The sequence below is a fragment of the Solibaculum mannosilyticum genome (genome assembly GCF_015140235.1).
Classification (GTDB): Bacteria; Bacillota; Clostridia; order Oscillospirales; family Acutalibacteraceae; genus Solibaculum; species Solibaculum mannosilyticum.
The window spans coordinates 1,419,052-1,436,479 of the sequence record NZ_AP023321.1; the positions used below are offsets into that span (position 1 = coordinate 1,419,052).

Below are 17,428 nucleotides of genomic sequence, written 5' to 3' on the forward strand. Positions count from 1 at the left end.
GAGCCTTTGGTATGAAACGCTTGTATATCGCAGCCATAACCTTGTTTCTCGTGCCGATTTTCGCCATGGGCTTTATCAGCCTAGTGGATCAGGATGCTACTGTTTCCGCCACTGAAAACCGCAATCTTAAAGAGAAGCCTTCGTTAACTTTTCAAACGCTCTTCGACGGTTCTTTTGCAAAGGATTTTGAAGAATATTATTCCGACACCTTCCCCTTCCGCGACGCTTTTATGAACGTCAATCAGGGAGTGCGTTCTCTCTTCACTTGGAAAGGCGAGGATGATGTCACCATTGTTGATCCCGGCCAAATCGACCATATCGGTGCTGGTGAACATTTACAGGACGGCGATCTGCCTGATTCCTCATCTTCAGAGTCTTCCTCCTCTTCACCGTCATCTTCTTCCGCTCCTTCCTCATCTGCAAATGCCTCTTCTGAATCGGCCTCCTCCCAGGAGGAAGCTTCTTCCCCAGTGGAAGTACCTGACGATACGGAAGTGGACAACCACGGCGGCGTCATCATTGTCAAAGACCGGGCTATGGAACTCTTCAGCCTCAATGAAAAGAAGCTAACCAGCTACACCGATACTCTCAATAAAATGAAGACGCAGCTTCCTTCCTCTACCCGCGTTTTCAATCTGCTTGCGCCTACCTCGGTGGAATTCTATTCCCCATCCAAGTATCATTCTCTAACCCAGTCCCAAAAAGGCGCCTTTGATCTGGCATACAGCCAGCTTCAGGACGTAATCCCTGTTGATGCCTACTCTGCTATCGCTCCGCACACCGACGAATACCTTTACTTCCGTACCGACCATCACTGGACAGCCCGTGGCGCTTACTACGCCTATACCGCTTTTGCCAAACAAGCTGGATTTACTCCTGTGGATATCAACGATTTTGAAACAGGTCAGATAGACGATTTCGTTGGTTCTCTTTATCGCGCTACCCAGGCTCAGGTCCTGAAAGACAATCCAGATTATGTAGAGTACTTCCTCCCCAACGTGGAGAACGAAGGAAAGTATTTTAAGAGTCAGGATATGACCGATGGTATCACCATTCACGCTGTAGCCACTAAGGTCAATTCCTCCAACAAGTACCTTTGCTTTATCTCAGGCGATACCCTTCTTTCCCGCTTCACTACCGGCGTCAAAAACGGAAAAAGTATCCTGGTCATCAAGGAGTCTTATGGCAATGCTTTCGTCCCGTGGCTTCTCAACCACTATGAAAACGTCTATGTATGTGATCCTCGTCAGGGTACCATTAACATTCCCTCTTTTGTCCGGGACAATAACGTCGATGATGTTTTGGCTATTAACTACGCTTTCTCTGCTTGCTCCGGGTTCAATAAATACATCGATAAATGTCTGGACTAATGACGTTTTCCCCTCTTGGCCCTACAAAATGATATGCCCGCTGGGAACCGCTTACTAAGCCTTTCCCAGCGGGATTTTTTCTGAACGTACCTTTAGAAAATGTGATGTCATAAACGAAAGATCCTTGACGAGGAGGATATACTGTATGGACAACTACAGCATTTTATGTATCAGAGAAGAACCGGATCTTCTGAACTGTGCTGCCGACTGGTTTCACGAAAAATGGGGTATTCCTAGGGAGGAATACTATAAAAGCATGAATCAGTGTCTGCTAAATAACCAGTCTATTCCCCAGTGGTATGTGGCAATTCTGAATGGAAACATTATCGGCGGTTTGGGCGTAATTGAAAATGATTTTCACGATAGAAAAGACTTGTCCCCTAATATTTGTGCCCTTTATGTGGAGAAAACCTATCGCAATCAAGGCGTCGCTGGACGTTTGCTTGACTATGCTTGCTCCGATATGAAAAAATATGGCATAGAGGCACTTTATCTTATGACAGACCATACTTCCTTTTATGAGAGATATGGATGGAAGTTTTTATGTATGGTTCAAGGCGATGGCGATAACCATCTTTCTAGAATGTATGTCCACAGGGCTCCATAATAGAAATTTTTAAATCTATGAACAAAAAGACGGCCGGAAGAGAGATCCCTTCCGGCCGTCTTTTTTATGACATAAAATTATCCTGTAGCCTAATTAGGAGATAAAAGCATCGTGGATTGCAGCCACTGCACGGTCAGCCATATCACGATTGATGATAACTGAAATCTTGATTTCGCTGGTGGAAATCATCTGGATATTAATGTCAGCGTCATACAGCGCCTCAAACATACGGGCTGCTACGCCCGGATTGCTCTCCATACCGGCGCCTACCACCGAGACTTTCGACACATTGTCATGATAATGGACATGTTTGCAGCCTACAATCTCCGCCATATCCTTGATGGCGTTCATCGCCGCCTCACCCTGGCTTTGCGGTACGGTAAAAGCGATGTCCTTTGTACCATCCCGGCCTATCGACTGCAGGATGATATCCACGTTGACTTGCGCCCCAGCCAAACGGGAGAAAATCTTAAAGGCGATACCTGGCTGATCCTTAACTCCCACAATGGAAATACGAGCTATATTATTATCACGGGTTACCCCTTTGATCAGCATTTTTTCCACATTAACTACCTCCTTGACCTTTGTGCCCTCCACGGGATCAAGACTGGAGCGTACCTCCAGATCTACGTTGTATTTTTTTGCCATCTCTACCGAACGGTTATGCAAAACCTGAGCGCCTAATGTAGCCAGTTCCAGCATCTCATCGTAGGTGATTTCTTCTAGTTTCCTCGCATTCTTCACCTTGCGGGGATCAGCAGTATATACACCGTCTACATCGGTGTAGATCTGGCAGCATTCAGCCTGTAACGCAGCGGCCAATGCAACGGCACTGGTATCCGATCCGCCGCGGCCCAGTGTACTGATATCCCCAAAGCGGTTGATTCCCTGGAATCCGGCCACTACTACAATATTGCGTTTATCCAATGCTTCACGGAGGCGGTCTGTGTCGATGCGCTTAATACGAGCGTTGCCGTTGACCGATGTCGTTTGAAATCCTGCCTGCCATCCCAGCATGGATACCACCGGGAATCCCAGCGATTCAATGGCCATGGCAAGCAAGGAGATGGAAATTTCTTCTCCCGCCGCCAAAAGCATATCCATTTCCCGCTTGGAAGCTTTGGGATTGATCTCATTAGCCTTTTCAATCAGATCATCGGTAGTATCTCCTTGAGCGGACACCACTACGATAACATCATGTCCTTGGCGATAAGTATCGGTAACAATACGGGCCACATTGCGGACTCGGTCGGCATTGGCCACCGATGTACCTCCAAACTTCTGCACAATCAAACTCATACATTTCTCCCCTTGGTTTTATACTGGTTACAAACAACCCGCTTGGGCTTTTCCTCAAGCTTCCAGCGGGACATCTTTTGTTACTTGAGCGCCTGGTTGATCGCAATCCAGCACAAGTACTTTCCAACCCTTGATGCCGCGCTGCTCCAGCCCCGATGACAGCTTACAAGCAAAATCCTCCTTGGATTCACGAGCATCGATTACACCCACAATGGTGGGACCTGCTCCGCTTAAATAGACGCCGTAAGCTCCTAGATCATAGGCTGCATCAAAAGCCTCCCGCATGCCGGGAATAAGCCCCAGACGATAGGGCTGATGAATACGATCTTGTACTGCCACCTTTAAGTTTTCCATACGTCCGGAAAAAAGAGCTGCCGTCATCAATGCTGCCCGGGATAGGTTAAAAACTGCGTCTGCTCTAGATAAACTCCCCGGTAAAATTCCCCGGGCAAATTCCGTTTTAATCTCAAATGGAGGGATCATAACCGCAAACTGGATCTGATCCGACACCGGCACACTGACGCTGTACACCTGTCCCCCTTCCATCACCGACGTCACCAGTCCTCCTAAAATGGCAGGAGCAATGTTGTCAGGATGGCCCTCCATATGGGCGGCAATGGACAAAAGTTCCTGCCGTTCCATGGGTTCTCCCAGCAGGGCATTGGCACCCAACAGTCCCGCCACAATGCAGGCTGAACTGCTCCCAAGCCCTCGGGTCATGGGGATCCCGTTTTTTTGGCGCACTTTTAGACCACAAAATGGACGTCCACATAGTTCATAGAGATGCCGCGCATTTTGAAAGATCATATTGTCCGTCCCTGTGGGGATGACAGTATCATCTACAGCAGCAATGTCTACTGTATCGCACTCCTCCATCCACACCTCATTGTAAAGGGTCAGAGCCAGGCCCAACGCGTCAAATCCAGGACCTAAATTGGCGCTGGTGGCCGGCACTTTTATTTTTATCATGCACTGCACCTCCCTTCCCACAAACAATCAAACCGCATATGGTAATATAATCAATAATCAAACAATCGGATACAGCCCAATACTTGGGTTCCATCCTGCTCCCACTGGGAAAGCACTTGCTCCAATTTAGATTCCTGTATCTCTTCTGCCGTAGCAAATGCTACTTCGTCCGATGGGGCATTTGCGCGATGGGCCTCTTGGATCTCTCCAAATGCAACTTTTGCCGCGTCCAATACCTTCTGGGCATCCGAGGCCTTCAAGCGCAGATAAAACCGGGAGGATGTCTCTCGATAATCCTTTACGTAACCTTTTTCCCCGTCCTCCCAATAAAGGTACTTCTTATACTCCAGACGTTTCACACAATCGATCACATCGCCTACCACTGCCGACGCAGTCGGCAGTTTGCCAGCCCCCCGGCCGTAGAAGACCACATCACCCACTGCATCGCCTCTCACTAGAATGCCGTTAAATACGTCTTCTACACTGGCGAGCTGTCCGCTCCGGCCTACAATAGCCGGACATACCATAACCGACAGATGTCCATCCTCCAGCTTCTTCACCCGGCCAAGCAGTTTGATGACACCGTCCAAACTTTCAGCATACTCTACATCTTCCAATGTAATGTTGGTAATGCCTTCGGTATGCACTTGTTCCGGATAAACGTGCTTGCCAAATACGAGGGATGCTAAGATGCAAATCTTGCGGCAGGAATCGTCACCCTGGACATCTGCACTGGGATCCCGCTCGGCATAGCCCAATTTTTGAGCCATATCCAAAGCATCCTGGAAACTCATCTGTTCCCGGATCATCTTGGTCAAGATGAAATTGGTAGTGCCGTTTAGAATACCGGCAATCTCATACACTTCATTGGCCGCCAGACACTGATACAGCGGCCGGATGATGGGAATGCCTCCCCCAACGCTGGCTTCAAACAAAAAACTGAGATTTTTTTCCCGGGCAATCTTTAAAAGTTCCGCGCCTTTGGTAGCCACCAATTCCTTATTGGAGGTCACGACGTGCTTTCCCTTGAGCATACAGGCTTTGACAAAATCATAAGCCGGATGCAAACCACCCATGCATTCTACCACAATGTCCACTTCCGGATCATTTTCAATGGCGGAAAAATCTTTGACAAATTTATCGGCATAGGGCAAATCCGGGAATTCCCTCAGATCAAGAATATATTTAATGTGAATTTCGTCGTGGGCTTTTTTGGTGATACTCCCGTGATTCTTCCGGAGCACCTCCACTACGCCGGATCCTACCGTTCCATGCCCCAGCACTGCGATTTGAACCATAATTATTTCATCCTCTCTCGTCCACCTGCCCGCGGCCTCTGAACCTCGCACAAGCTTTATACATTTTGATTGTTTTCTTTTGCATGCTCATGCACCCGATACATTCTCAATGCTCTGGACGCCATCAATCTCCTTAAGCGCCCCCAAAAGATCTTCCAGCTTAAAATCCCCCTGATCGGTCCGCACTGAGATGGATACCGGCGCCGCCCCCATAACGGGAATGTTTTGATTGATCGTCAGGATATTGACTCCCGATTGGTACAAGCTGGCGATTACCTGGGATAAAACTCCCGGTCGATCCCTTAAAATCATATGCATGGTGATGATACAGGAATTCGTCCGGTCGTTGTATGGGAAAAAGGCATCCTTGTATTTATAAAAAGCACTGCGGGAGATGCCTGCCATCCGGGACGCCTCCGCTGAACTCTGCGCTTGGCCATTGTTTAAATATTCCTTTGCCTCGGCCACCCGCAGAAAAACCTCTGGTAAAGCTGAGGCTTCCACTACATAAAACCGTGCCAGTTCCGGCATATCGTCCACCACCCAAATACGGTTGTATCTATAGGATAAACTATACCATTCCGCCGGGTTTTGCTCAACCCTTATTTTCCCATGTTTTATTCTATTTTTTATTGTTATACTACAATTTCAGAAGTTATCTCTTTATTGCTTCAGTATTCTCTGTTTTTCTTCTATTTTCTTCTGTTATTAGATACAATGCACAAAAACGAATATATTGTACTTCAAAATGCATCTTTTTTGCTCTTTTAATAGGACGATTTCTTTTCCATTAAACTGCAAAAAGAGATATCGCCTCCTTCCTCCCTCACTGGGGATGAAAATGGGCGATATCTCTTTTTGCTCCCTGGAAGCTTTTTATAATCTATGTAAACGGCCTTTCAGCCGCCTTTTCTCCTTTAGCCTTCGCTGCTCTGGCCCAAAGTCAGCTGCACATCGGTACTTTGTCCGCTTCGATAAATGGTGACAGAAATGGTATCACCTACAGAATACTTGCTCTTTTCACTGCTGAGTTGGGCAAAGCTGGTAATTTCCTCACCATTGATGGCGGTGATAATATCGCCCCGCTCAATACCTGCTGCAGCTGCTGGGGAATTGTCGGCCACAGAATTAACCACTACGCCGGCCGGATATCCCATACGCTGGAGGGTATCGGAATCATAGGACGAGTCGATGGTGACACCTAAATAAGGGGTGGGAGAATTTTCGTTGTTGATGATCCGATCGCAGATCTCCACCACCTCGTTGACTGGAATGGAGAAGCCCATCCCTTCAAAGGATTCTCCGGCCATCTTGGAATTGTTGATGCCGATGAGTTTGCCGTTGATATCCACCAGAGCACCGCCGGAGTTGCCGGGATTGATGGCGGCGTCGGTCTGAATGAGATTCATCTCTACGCCGTTTTCAGTCTGGATTTTACGGTTCAAGCCGCTGATGATGCCAGAGCTTACGCTGCCCATAAAGTCAAGGCCGCCGGGGCTACCAATGGCGATGGCATTTTGTCCTACCGACAGACTGTCGGAATCTCCAATTTCAATGGCAGGCAGATCGGTTTTATCAACCTTGAGTACGGCTAAGTCAGCACTGACGTCATAGCCTACCAATTGGGCGTCCAAAGCGTTTTCGCTGTCGCTGGCCAGATAAACTTGGATGGACGTGGTCTTGTTCCCGCCCTGTATGCCGCCGAACATCCCGCCGAAGGGATCGCTTTGGCTGCTGGAGGAACTGCCTTCTACTGCTGCGGAAATAACGTGATAATTGGTGATGATATAGCCATCGGAGCTGTAGATCACGCCAGATCCCTCACTGGAGGAATCCGTGGAACCATTGGCACTGTAGAAGCCTCCGCCCTGTCCATAAGAGGTTGTGACGCGGATACCCACCACGGAAGGGGATACCTTCTGTGCCACTGCTGTGATAGCTGTCTGGGTTTCTTGAGCTGTCATATTAACCGGGGTCGCGGTCGAACTGGAGCTACTGCTGGAGGACGACGTTCCATTGTCGGTCAAACCATTGTGCATGATAGCCGCTGTGGATGCGGTAGAAATAGCGCCGCACAGGAGAGCCGATGCACAGGCGACTGCTACCAGGGATCCCCAAGTAAATTTCCGTTTTTCACCCGCTGTTTTTTGCTTCTTCTGACGAGGCTTTTTGCCATTCGGCATTTGACTGCCTTCATATCCATCCATGGGAATGTAAGGTGCTTGATAATTGTATTCCACGTTGGGACTGGACTGATCCACCGGGGTGCCGGGATTGTTCCAACCGGATTGATTCATGCCAGCATCTCCTTCGTTGTAATACTGGGATGCGGATTGGGAATAAGTGCCATCGTGCTGGGGATAGGTTTGGCTGGTCTGGGATGTGGTGTGCGGATCCTGTTTTGGCGCCGCATAGTGATAATAACCATTTTCATCAAAGATACTTTGACCTTGCTGGGCGGAAGTCTGAGATTGCTGGTGTTGGACTGCTTCCTGATAGGGTTCGGTTTGGGGGTTGTTGCTGCCGCCGGGATAGGAGTCTGTGCGATACGTCTCTGCAGCGGTCTGCTGATCCTGGACGGGAGGGACGCTCTCCTGATGGGCTTCCGCTGAATGCTGATCCTGCATAGCGAATTGGTTTTGATCCTCAGGGATGTTGTTTTCCGGATAGATGGAATTATTGTCGTTGTTATACATATATTTCACAGCTCCTTTGTTGATGCTTAACTTTGTTTCTGTGAGTCTTATCATAAAGGTCAGGTGTGTCTATTTTTTGTTTCTCGAGTGAAGTTTTATTGAATGCTTTATGAATATTTTTTTGCGGTATAAAATTCCAGTATTTAGGATAGTTTCAGACTCTGTCGGCATACTAATGAGGAATAAGATCCGTTTCTTCCAAACATAATCCCTCACTTTTGAAAGGAGATCTTCCTCTTATGGTCAATGCCAACGTCTTAACGGTGACAAACAAGAACTTTGATCAAATTATTTCATCCGGAGTGGTGGTTGTGGATTTTTGGGCCAATTGGTGTGGTCCATGCCGTATGCTCAGTCCTATCATCGACCAGCTGGCGGAACAGTTCGCCGGCCGCATCACAGTGGGCAAGGTGGATGTGGACAGAGAAAGTGAATTGGCCTCCCGATTTCGTATTATGAGCGTCCCCAGCCTTCTCTTCTTCCAGGATGGCAAATTGGTGGAAACCTCTGTCGGCGTCAAAAACCTGGAGGAACTGTCCTCCATTGTTAGTCCCTTACTCTCCTGACGATCAAGTTTTCTCCATCCCGGGAGCGGACCGAGGCGCGCAGCTTTCTTGCGCACATCAGTCCGCTCTTTTTGTCGAGGAATCCTTTCTTTTTCTAAAACCTCTATGACAAAATTGTAAGACAAAATACCTTTGCCTAACTGGCGAAATGTGTTAAAATGGAAGGCGTCGATTGTTGAGAACGTACAAGTAGGCTCTGTGGGATGATGCGCATCCATCGTGCCCTTCTGCCAAAACTGTGGAGGCGTTTCTATGAGAAAGAAAAAGAAACAAATTGAGCCAAAGGCTTCGGATCAAACTGAACAATTCGATCCGATCCTTCCTAAGGCCCAGGTGAGTCCCGGCCGTGGACTTTCCTCCGAACAAGCCGCTCAGCGTATGGAATACGGGTACGGAAATAAACCGGTGGAACCGCCTTCTAAAACCGAGCGGCAGATTGTTTTTAGCAATGTCTTTACCTTCTTCAACTTGATCTTTGTAGTGCTGGCCGCCTGTTTGGTCATCGTCGGTTCCTTTAAGGATATGTTGTTCCTGCTGATTGCCATCGCCAATACCCTGATCGGCATCATTCAGCAGATCCGTTCCAAGCGCACCATCGATAAACTGACTCTGCTCGCTTCCCCCCATGCCAATGTCGTGCGGGATGGAAATGTATTTACCATCGCCACCGATCAACTGGTACGGGATGATGTGGTCATCTTCGCAGCCGGCAATCAGATTTGTGCCGACGCTGTGGTCATGACAGGTGAAGTGCAGGTCAACGAAGCCCTCATTACCGGCGAATCGGACGCCATTCTGAAGAAGCCGGGAGATGCTCTATTGTCAGGCAGCTTTGTGGTATCGGGCAAGTGTCACGCTCAGCTGGAACGAGTGGGCGCTGAGTCCTACGCCGCCAAACTGACTTTGGAGGCCAAAAGCAATATCAAAACCCGTCAGTCTAAGATGATGGCTTCTTTGGATAAGCTCATCCGGGTGATCGGTATCACCCTGATCCCTTTGGGTCTTATCATGTTTTGTAAACAGTTCTTTTTCCTCCATTTGGGACTGGAGCATTCTATGGTATCCACTGTGGCGGCGCTTATCGGTATGATCCCAGAGGGACTCTATCTCTTGACAAGCGTGGCTTTGGCTGTCAGTGTCATTCGCTTGGCTTATAACAAGACTTTGGTCCACGAAATGAGCTGCATTGAGACATTGGCGCGGGTGGACGTCCTATGCGTAGACAAAACAGGTACCATCACGGAGCCGGAAATGAAGGTCAATGACTTGATTCTCCTGGATCCAAAAGCTTATTCGAAAGAGCAAGTCACTCAGGTTCTCGATGCCTTCTATACACATATGGATTTGGACAATGATACGGCCAAAGCGATGAAAGCTTATTTCTCCGCTCCCTCTAATTGGCAGGCTACTAAAACCGTTCCCTTTACTTCAGCCACCAAATGGAGCGCCGTGGTCTTTCCCCAACAGGGTACTTTTGTAGTAGGGGCTCCGGAATTCATCTTAAAGGATCAGTATGAATCCATCCGGGAACAGGTGGAACCCCATTCTGCACAAGGAGACCGCGTACTGCTGCTGGCAGCTTACCAGGGTGAACTGGCCGACGGCAAGTTAAATGGTCCGATTACTCCCATTGCATTGGTGCTCATCTCCAATAAGATAAGAGAAGAAGCCCCTGAAACCTTCCGGTTTTTCGCCGAACAAGACGTCCAGATTAAGGTCATCTCCGGCGACAATCCCTTGACAGTATCCCAGGTGGCCCAAAAAGCCGGTATCGCCGGCGCCGATCGGTACATCGACGCCACTCTCCTCAAAACCCAGGAGGACATTGAGACGGCAGTTGAACAATATACGGTATTTGGCCGTGTCACCCCTGACCAGAAACGCAAGTTTGTGGAGGCCCTTAAAACTGCCGGACATACCGTGGCTATGACTGGCGATGGCGTCAACGACGTCCTCGCCCTCAAAGATGCCGATTGCGGTATCGCCATGGCTTCAGGCAGTGATGCCGCTTGTCAGGCTGCACAGCTGGTGCTCCTTGACTCCAATTTCTCCTCCATGCCTAAAATCGTTATGGAGGGACGCCGCGTCATCAATAACATCGAACGGGCTGCCTCCCTTTTCTTGGTCAAAAATATCTTTTCTTTCCTGTTATCGGTCATCTCTATTTTTGCAAGTTTTCCTTATCCAGTGGTCCCGTTGCAGCTTTCCCTTATCAGTGCGTTGACCATCGGAGTCCCCGCCTTCTTCCTGGCTCTCGAGCCAAACAAGAGTTTGGTACAAGGTTCCTTTATGGGCAATGTCTTGCGGAAAGCATGTCCTGGTGGATTGACAAACCTATTTATCATCTTGGGGGTGGAGCTCTTCGCCTTTGCTTACGGTTATTCTACGGAGACACTCTCCACCATTGCTTGCATCTGCATTAGTTTTGTGGGACTTTTGGTACTATTTCAAGTATGCAAACCTTTCGACTGGAAACGCACTCTTATCTGGGTGGCTATGACGGCTGGCATGGTGGTCTGTATCACTGTATTTGGAGGATTCTTCTCCCTCATCCCCCTCACCTTCCAGGAATTTTTGGTATTGATTGTATTTTTGTTGCTGTCCTATCCTACCATGCGCGCTGTTCTCTGGGGCTTTGAAAAGGTAGAATTTGCCGTCCACTGGAGCATTAAAAAATGGAAGTCCCTGCGCTCCCGCTCTTTTGCTTGATTCCTATATTATCCTTATCGTTTTGACTGAGCAAGCAAAACAATAAATTGAAATTTCGAATAAGGAGCGCGTGATAAGGGCGGCCAAGGTAAGGCTAAATAGCAAAGAGATAAAATGTATCTATACAGATTTAAAAAATGCAAGGTACAAATGACAACTGTACCTTGCATTTTTTGTCGTCTAAATAGCAGTTCTGCTGAGACAAACCTACTGACAAAATAAAGGAAAAGCGGTATAATGAAAAAGTATCAATTTGATCATCTAGGAGGAGTTTTAAATGCCTAAGGCCGCTAAAATTGTGTCTTTGTCCTTGATTGTCATCTGCCTGCTTTGTGGGGTATGGATGATCTATCTGGGCATCGGCGAAAGTATGGACACCAGTGAAAAGACCCAAAATTATCAAACTACCCAAGGATATCTTTTGGACTATAACCTCTACTCCGGACCAGAATATGACGCCGTCCGGAAGAGACAAACCAGCGCCACCTATCAGCTGACGTACAATTATAACGTCGACGGCCAGGAATATAAAGTTACCACCGAGTCTGGTACCAGTTTCGTCCCGGAAATCGGCACTGCCATCGAAATCAAGTACAATCCCGACAATCCCCAGGAAGCCTACATCCCCAGTCAAAGCCGTAATGTCGGCCTTCTATTCGGCGGCGCATTTTTCATTGTCATCCCCCTGATTATGCTCCTTATCTTTACCGGTGTCCTCCAAAAACTTCCCTCTAAGCTGGTGGGCATCATCATGGGGCTCGTACTTATCTTGCTTAGCTGGTTTGTTCTCTACATGATTACCGGTAGCTTCTCCCCTGTCGGGATCGCCCAATACTATGTTTCCTCTTTCTCCTTCCCACTCATTATCCCCATCCTTTTGATTGCAGCTGGTCTACTCTTGATCGTCAGAAACCTATTGCCCTCCCGTAAAAACGTTAAGGAATCCATCTGATTCTCCTCTATACAAAAAAGGATCCCCCATCCCGTGTGGAATGGGGGGATCCTTTTTTCTGTTATGGGGTGAATGAATTATTCGTACAACGCCACTTCATAGATGGAATATCCCCATCCTGTGCCGCGTTTTTCCATGATAATCTTGACATATCGGGCTTCCACCGTATCGAAGTTGAAGCGGTTGAGACCACCTTTGCCGTCGGTCATTTCAGCCAAGGGCGTATAGGTCTCCCCGTCCTGGGATACTTCAATCCGATACTGGGATCCGTATGCCGCTTCCCATGAGATGTCCATACTGGAGAAGCTCTTGACCTCCTTGAGATCGATGAGCATCCATTGATCGTCCTTATCCTGGACGGTAGCCCATCGAGTGGACATATCCCCGTCCACCACCTTGTCGGGAGTGACGAAGTCGCCGGTGTTGGAGTTCTCGTCGAAGTCGCTGGCGGTGACGTTACTATAAAGCGCCAGGTTGGGTTTGGCCGACGCTTGATCCTCGTACACAGCCACCTCGTACAACGAGAAGCCCCAATCGGTCCCCCTCTTGATGAGGTTGACTCGGACAAATTTGACGCTTATGGGGTCAAATTCAAACTTGTCGGTTCCGCCTTGGCCGTCGGTGACGCTGTGGATAGTGGTCCAATTCTTCCCGTCGGACGACACTTGCACGTTGTACTCCTTGCCGTAGGCCGCTTCCCACACCATCTCGATGGAGGATATGGTGGTCTCTTTGACAAGTTCTACCTGGATCCACTGGTCGTCGGCGTAGTCGGAGGACCAACGGCTCTGAGTACTGCCGTCAAAGGCTTGTTCGGGGCCGTCGCCGGAAGAGGCTGTCGCCTTACCGCCGATGGCCATATTGCGTACAGGCAGCTTAGCCAGTTCGATCTCTTTGTACCCGATCTCTTTGGTCGCCTTCAAGGGAGCTGCGCTGTCGCCGTCCAGCAGATAGGCCTTGACCGTCACCTTAGACAGGTCTTCCGTTTCCGGTACCGTCACCGAATCGGCGGCGATGGTCTGCTTCTCCCCGGCCTTCAGGTTCAGCTCATAAGGGGTTGCCGTCACGTCCACCAATTTGCCGTCGTTATACACAGCCACGGCCATGGTCACATTTGCATCCACGTCCTGGACGGCCGATACCTCCGCCGATGCCACATAGCTTCCCGCGGACACGTTGCCTACTGCGACGCCGTCCTTCTCAAAGCTGACGACATCTACGATGTAATCCTGAGTTTCCTCGCCCAATACGTCGTGGTTGACGTTAAAGCCTTCCACTTCAATCTGGGCTTGTCCGCCCTCCAAGGCGCTCTCCTTAAAGTCGATGGTGACTTCCTTTACCTCGCCGGGCATCATGGTAAAATAGTTGTCGCTATAGAAGCTGGGCAGGACGCGTTCACCGGTCTCACTGTTCATGACCTTCAACCGCAGCATGACGGCCGGTGTATCGCTGGTGTTCTCCAGACGCACGGTGTACACTTGAGAGCCGTCTTGATCGGCTTCTCTGGTCACCCCGGCCGAGACGTCTACCTGGGGCAGCTCCTGTAGAGAAGTGTAGTCCTGATATTCTTCGGTATTGGTCCAGTAGAAGTCCTCAGCCACCACTTCCCCTTGGGCGTTCTCCACGTAGGTCTTGATGAACTTCAGATCACTGGTGTCGCTAGGATAAGTCAGCTCCATCAGGTTCTCTTTGGAATCGAACGGCATATCCTTGACGAAACTGTTGGCGTACAACTGGTTGCCGTAAAGGTCGTACACCTCTACCACGGCTTTAAGGGTCTCATCATTTGCCGTCTGATTGTAAAGCACCATCTGATTGTTGGTGGGATTCCAGATGAAATTGATGGGTTGGTTGCCGGTCTTGATGCCGTAGTAGCCGCCATTGACATCGTAGTAATAATCGTACATCTGCCAGATGAGGGTCGGCCATGCCGCCTGACTCATCCACAACAGCATACCGTTGCTGTTTGCATTGAAAGCCGCTTCAAAGATGGCTTTGTGATTTTCGTATCCCAGCATCTGGGCGCTGGTCACAAAGTCCTCCAGACTGTTATAGTCGCCGTACTGTTCTTTGACCTGGTCCATATACCCGTCGGCATCGGCGTTCCAGTTGTCGGAGAAATCATGCAGGGCCCACATCTCATTCTTCGGCCACTGATTTTCCTCCGGGAACATGGCCTTCATGCTTTCCACAACCGGGATATTGGGCAATCCGCGTTCCGTACGCAGAGTGACGGCGGTATTGTTGAAATAAAACTTCGGATCCTTCGCCGAGTAAGGCCCACCGCCGCTGACAGGTGCTTTCGCAGAGTTGGGGACATAATAACGCGTACCGTCCAACTCATTGGAAATCTCCAGCAGACCATCGGCCATCTCCTGGGTTTCAGGATACATCTCATTGCCGCCGCAATACATTACAATGCTGGGATGAGAACGATAGTTCTTTACCTTATCGACTGCATTTTGCAGGAACATATCTTCATCGGTGGGATGGTGTAGCCAGCATCCCGGGAACATATAGTCATCCCACACCAGGATACCATATTTATCACAAGCCTCATAAAATGCCGGATCGTTGGTCATACCGCCCCAGTTGCGGATCATGTTCATGTTGGCGTCGTGATGCAGGCGCATCCTGGCATCGTATTGCTCGTCGCTGACATCCAGGTTGATATCCTCCGTGCCCCAGTTGCCGCCGCGGCATACGATTCGAGTGCCATTACAGTAAATGGTCAGGTTTTTGTTGTTTTGGTAACCGTTTTGATCCACGTCGTCGCTGGGTTCGGTGGTATAGGTGAATTCTCGCACGCCAAATTTAAAGTCTTTGGCATCCGATTGGATTCCATCCACGCTGGCTGAAACGGTGGCGGTATACAAGAACTGATCGCCATAGGTATTGGGCCACCACAGCTCCGGATCTTCCAGGACGATATTGTCAAAGGTAATTTCCTTTGTCTCTCCAGAAGCCAATTCCACCTCCTGGGACACAGTGATACCGCTTGGCTGGATCACACCGGTGACAGTGGCGGTGACAGCTTCATCCTTGGAGTTCGTCACCTCGGTTTTAAGGGTCAAATCGGCTTTGGAAAAGTCCTTATTCTCCACATCCAAATCGGTGATCATCCAGGGGTCCACCACTTGGACGTCCTGACTATAGCTAATGCACACGTCGTTGTAAATGCCGATGTTGCGGCCGCGGACCGCCGGCATCCAGTCCCATCCCAGGCTGTTGCCGTAGGTGGGGGCATCCTCGCCGATGCTGCCGTCGTTGCCGAACACGCCTCCCATGGTACCGGGGCCGTCATCGGTAGTCAATTGAGCAAAGCCTGGATCCCGGTTCTTGTAAATCAGCACGGCCAGATAGTTTTCTCCGCCGTAATTGACGTACTCAGTGACGTCAAATTTGGCGCGGGTGAAAGCTCCTTCGATGTTGCCGATACGATGGCCGTTGAAGTACACCTCCGCCTTCCAGTTGATGGCTTCAAAATTGAGCCATACCCGCTCGCCTTGCCGTTCCTGGGGAATGGTAAAGTGGTTGCGGTACCAGAAGTTGGATTTAAAATAACTGTCGGATACCAGCGTCTGTTGATCGCCGTAGTTGGGATCGGGCACAGCTCCGGCTTCTAAGTAAGAGGTTAGCACCGTCCCAGGGACAACCGCCGGCAGCCAAGTGCTGTCGTCATATCCGGCCTGCGACAGTTTCTCACCCAGGGCATCGGATGCGTCATTTTCATTCTGAGCGTCGGCCTCATCGTTGGCAGCGGCATCCACCTCTGTGGCACGTTCCAGCTTCCAGTTGCCGCCTGCCAGCACTTGCGTACCATCGTCCTCCGGCTCGGGCATGGAATCCACTTCCCCTTCATAGGAGAAATCGTTGGTTCCGTAGACCTCCATCTCCCGGACGATATAGGCATCTCCGGAGGATTCCCGGCACAGCAAACGCACATAACGTCCCTGAGCCGGGTCAAAGGTCACTTTCTGCATGTCGCTCTGGCCTTCCACATCCTTGGCCACAGTGGTCCAATGTTCAGCGTCGTCGGAAACCTGCACATCAAACTTCGTGGCGTACATGCTGCCCCAGTATACCTTTACATTCTGGATCTGGCTTTCAGCCCCCAGATCCACGTATACCCATTCGTCTTGATTGCCTTCGCTCATCCAAAAGCTGACGAAGTTATTGACGTTTTCATCATAGTCCGGGAAGGCTTCCTCCCCGTTTTTGTCCAACAGCTTCCAGCCGGCAATGTGAATGCGGTCGGAACCGTTGTTGGCCGTGACGTTGAGTCGATAATATGTGTACGCCTCGGTCTGATCAGCCATCTCAAAGGTTCTGGTCTCACCGCTGCCGAAGCTCTCCCCGGTACGGGTGTCTAAATCCACAAAATGCTCCCCATCGTTGGAGCCTTGGATGATCCAATCTTTTGGGTTGTTTCCCTCACCCTCTACATCGGTAGTCAGGGTATAGCTCTTGATTACTTTCTTCTGAGAAAAGGGAACCTGGATCTGCGCCCAGGAACTCGTGTGATAAGAAATCCATCGGGTGGAATTGTCATCGTCAAACAGTTCTTTTGGATTGCCATACCGGGCCTCGTTGTCGTATGGGTTGCTGACCGAATAAGCCATTTTGTCCTCATCAGCAATATCGTGCACAATTCCGTCGGTTACCAGCTGAGCTGTCTGATCAAAGTTGACGGCGCTGGACTGATACGCTGCCCGCCGAAGCGCCAGGTTACGGACAGTATTTTCTTCTTGCGTTTCCTCTGCACTGATCACAGGGCCTGCCGCAGTAAACAAAGACATCGTCATCGCCATGGTCAGGAGCAGAGAAACGCCTCGTTTTGCGAAGCGCTTGTTCACAAGAAATCCTCCTTTTTATTTTCTTCAGTTGGCTCCTTTGTTTGCGGGCAGGCATCTCCGGCGTACGTTGGGCCGTTACCGGTTATTATTTATTATAAAACACGAC

General features: G+C 49.5%; 11 protein-coding genes. 5 read left to right on the plus strand and 6 right to left on the minus strand.

Translation table 11 applies throughout. The features are described 5' to 3' along the window. Positions 1 to 11 precede the first annotated feature (11 nt). Both C12CBH8_RS06785 and C12CBH8_RS06790 read left to right on the plus strand, forming a co-directional pair. A complete protein-coding gene (locus C12CBH8_RS06785) occupies positions 12 to 1,370 on the plus strand; it encodes a DHHW family protein (RefSeq protein ID WP_215532835.1) in 1,359 nt (452 codons plus the stop codon). A 145-nt stretch (positions 1,371 to 1,515) separates the two neighbouring features. Next, positions 1,516 to 1,977 carry a GNAT family N-acetyltransferase gene (locus C12CBH8_RS06790; RefSeq protein ID WP_215532836.1) on the plus strand — a complete coding sequence of 154 codons (462 nt, stop codon included), beginning with the start codon at positions 1,516 to 1,518 and terminating at the stop codon, positions 1,975 to 1,977. Positions 1,978 to 2,070: 93 nt separating this feature from the next. On the opposite strand, the gene C12CBH8_RS06795 is transcribed toward C12CBH8_RS06790, so the two are convergent. The 5 genes from C12CBH8_RS06795 to C12CBH8_RS06815 form a co-directional block, all read right to left on the minus strand. After that, a complete protein-coding gene (locus C12CBH8_RS06795; protein ID WP_090267196.1) occupies positions 2,071 to 3,276 on the minus strand; it encodes an aspartate kinase in 1,206 nt (401 codons plus the stop codon). A 54-nt stretch (positions 3,277 to 3,330) separates the two neighbouring features. Beyond that, entirely contained in the window at positions 3,331 to 4,245 is a 915-nt protein-coding gene (gene thrB / locus C12CBH8_RS06800) for a homoserine kinase (RefSeq protein ID WP_215532837.1), read from the minus strand. 50 nt (positions 4,246 to 4,295) lie between these two features. Next, on the minus strand, positions 4,296 to 5,543 hold the full coding sequence (locus C12CBH8_RS06805; protein WP_215532838.1) for a homoserine dehydrogenase: 1,248 nt from the start codon (positions 5,541 to 5,543) through the stop codon (positions 4,296 to 4,298). Positions 5,544 to 5,630: 87 nt separating this feature from the next. Then, positions 5,631 to 6,074 carry an ACT domain-containing protein gene (locus C12CBH8_RS06810; protein ID WP_090267188.1) on the minus strand — a complete coding sequence of 148 codons (444 nt, stop codon included), beginning with the start codon at positions 6,072 to 6,074 and terminating at the stop codon, positions 5,631 to 5,633. A 386-nt stretch (positions 6,075 to 6,460) separates the two neighbouring features. Then, positions 6,461 to 8,239 carry a S1C family serine protease gene (locus C12CBH8_RS06815; RefSeq protein ID WP_215532839.1) on the minus strand — a complete coding sequence of 593 codons (1,779 nt, stop codon included), beginning with the start codon at positions 8,237 to 8,239 and terminating at the stop codon, positions 6,461 to 6,463. A gap of 239 nt (positions 8,240 to 8,478) precedes the next feature. Here C12CBH8_RS06815 and trxA point away from each other — a divergent pair, with 239 nt between their 5' ends. The 3 genes from trxA to C12CBH8_RS06830 all read left to right on the plus strand — a co-directional run bounded on the left by trxA (position 8,479) and on the right by C12CBH8_RS06830 (position 12,466). Further along, positions 8,479 to 8,805: a thioredoxin gene (trxA, locus tag C12CBH8_RS06820; protein WP_090267182.1), complete on the plus strand. Its 327-nt coding sequence runs from the start codon at positions 8,479 to 8,481 to the stop codon at positions 8,803 to 8,805. 252 nt (positions 8,806 to 9,057) lie between these two features. Further along, positions 9,058 to 11,514, plus strand: coding sequence for a cation-translocating P-type ATPase (locus tag C12CBH8_RS06825; protein ID WP_099322107.1), 2,457 nt, complete (start codon positions 9,058 to 9,060; stop codon positions 11,512 to 11,514). A gap of 277 nt (positions 11,515 to 11,791) precedes the next feature. Next, positions 11,792 to 12,466: a DUF3592 domain-containing protein gene (locus C12CBH8_RS06830; RefSeq protein WP_090267177.1), complete on the plus strand. Its 675-nt coding sequence runs from the start codon at positions 11,792 to 11,794 to the stop codon at positions 12,464 to 12,466. Between the two features lie 77 nt (positions 12,467 to 12,543). On the opposite strand, the gene C12CBH8_RS06835 is transcribed toward C12CBH8_RS06830, so the two are convergent. Then, positions 12,544 to 17,322 (minus strand): discoidin domain-containing protein, encoded by a 4,779-nt coding sequence (locus tag C12CBH8_RS06835; RefSeq protein WP_215532840.1) that lies wholly within the window; start codon positions 17,320 to 17,322, stop codon positions 12,544 to 12,546. Between the last annotated feature and the right edge of the window lie 106 nt (positions 17,323 to 17,428).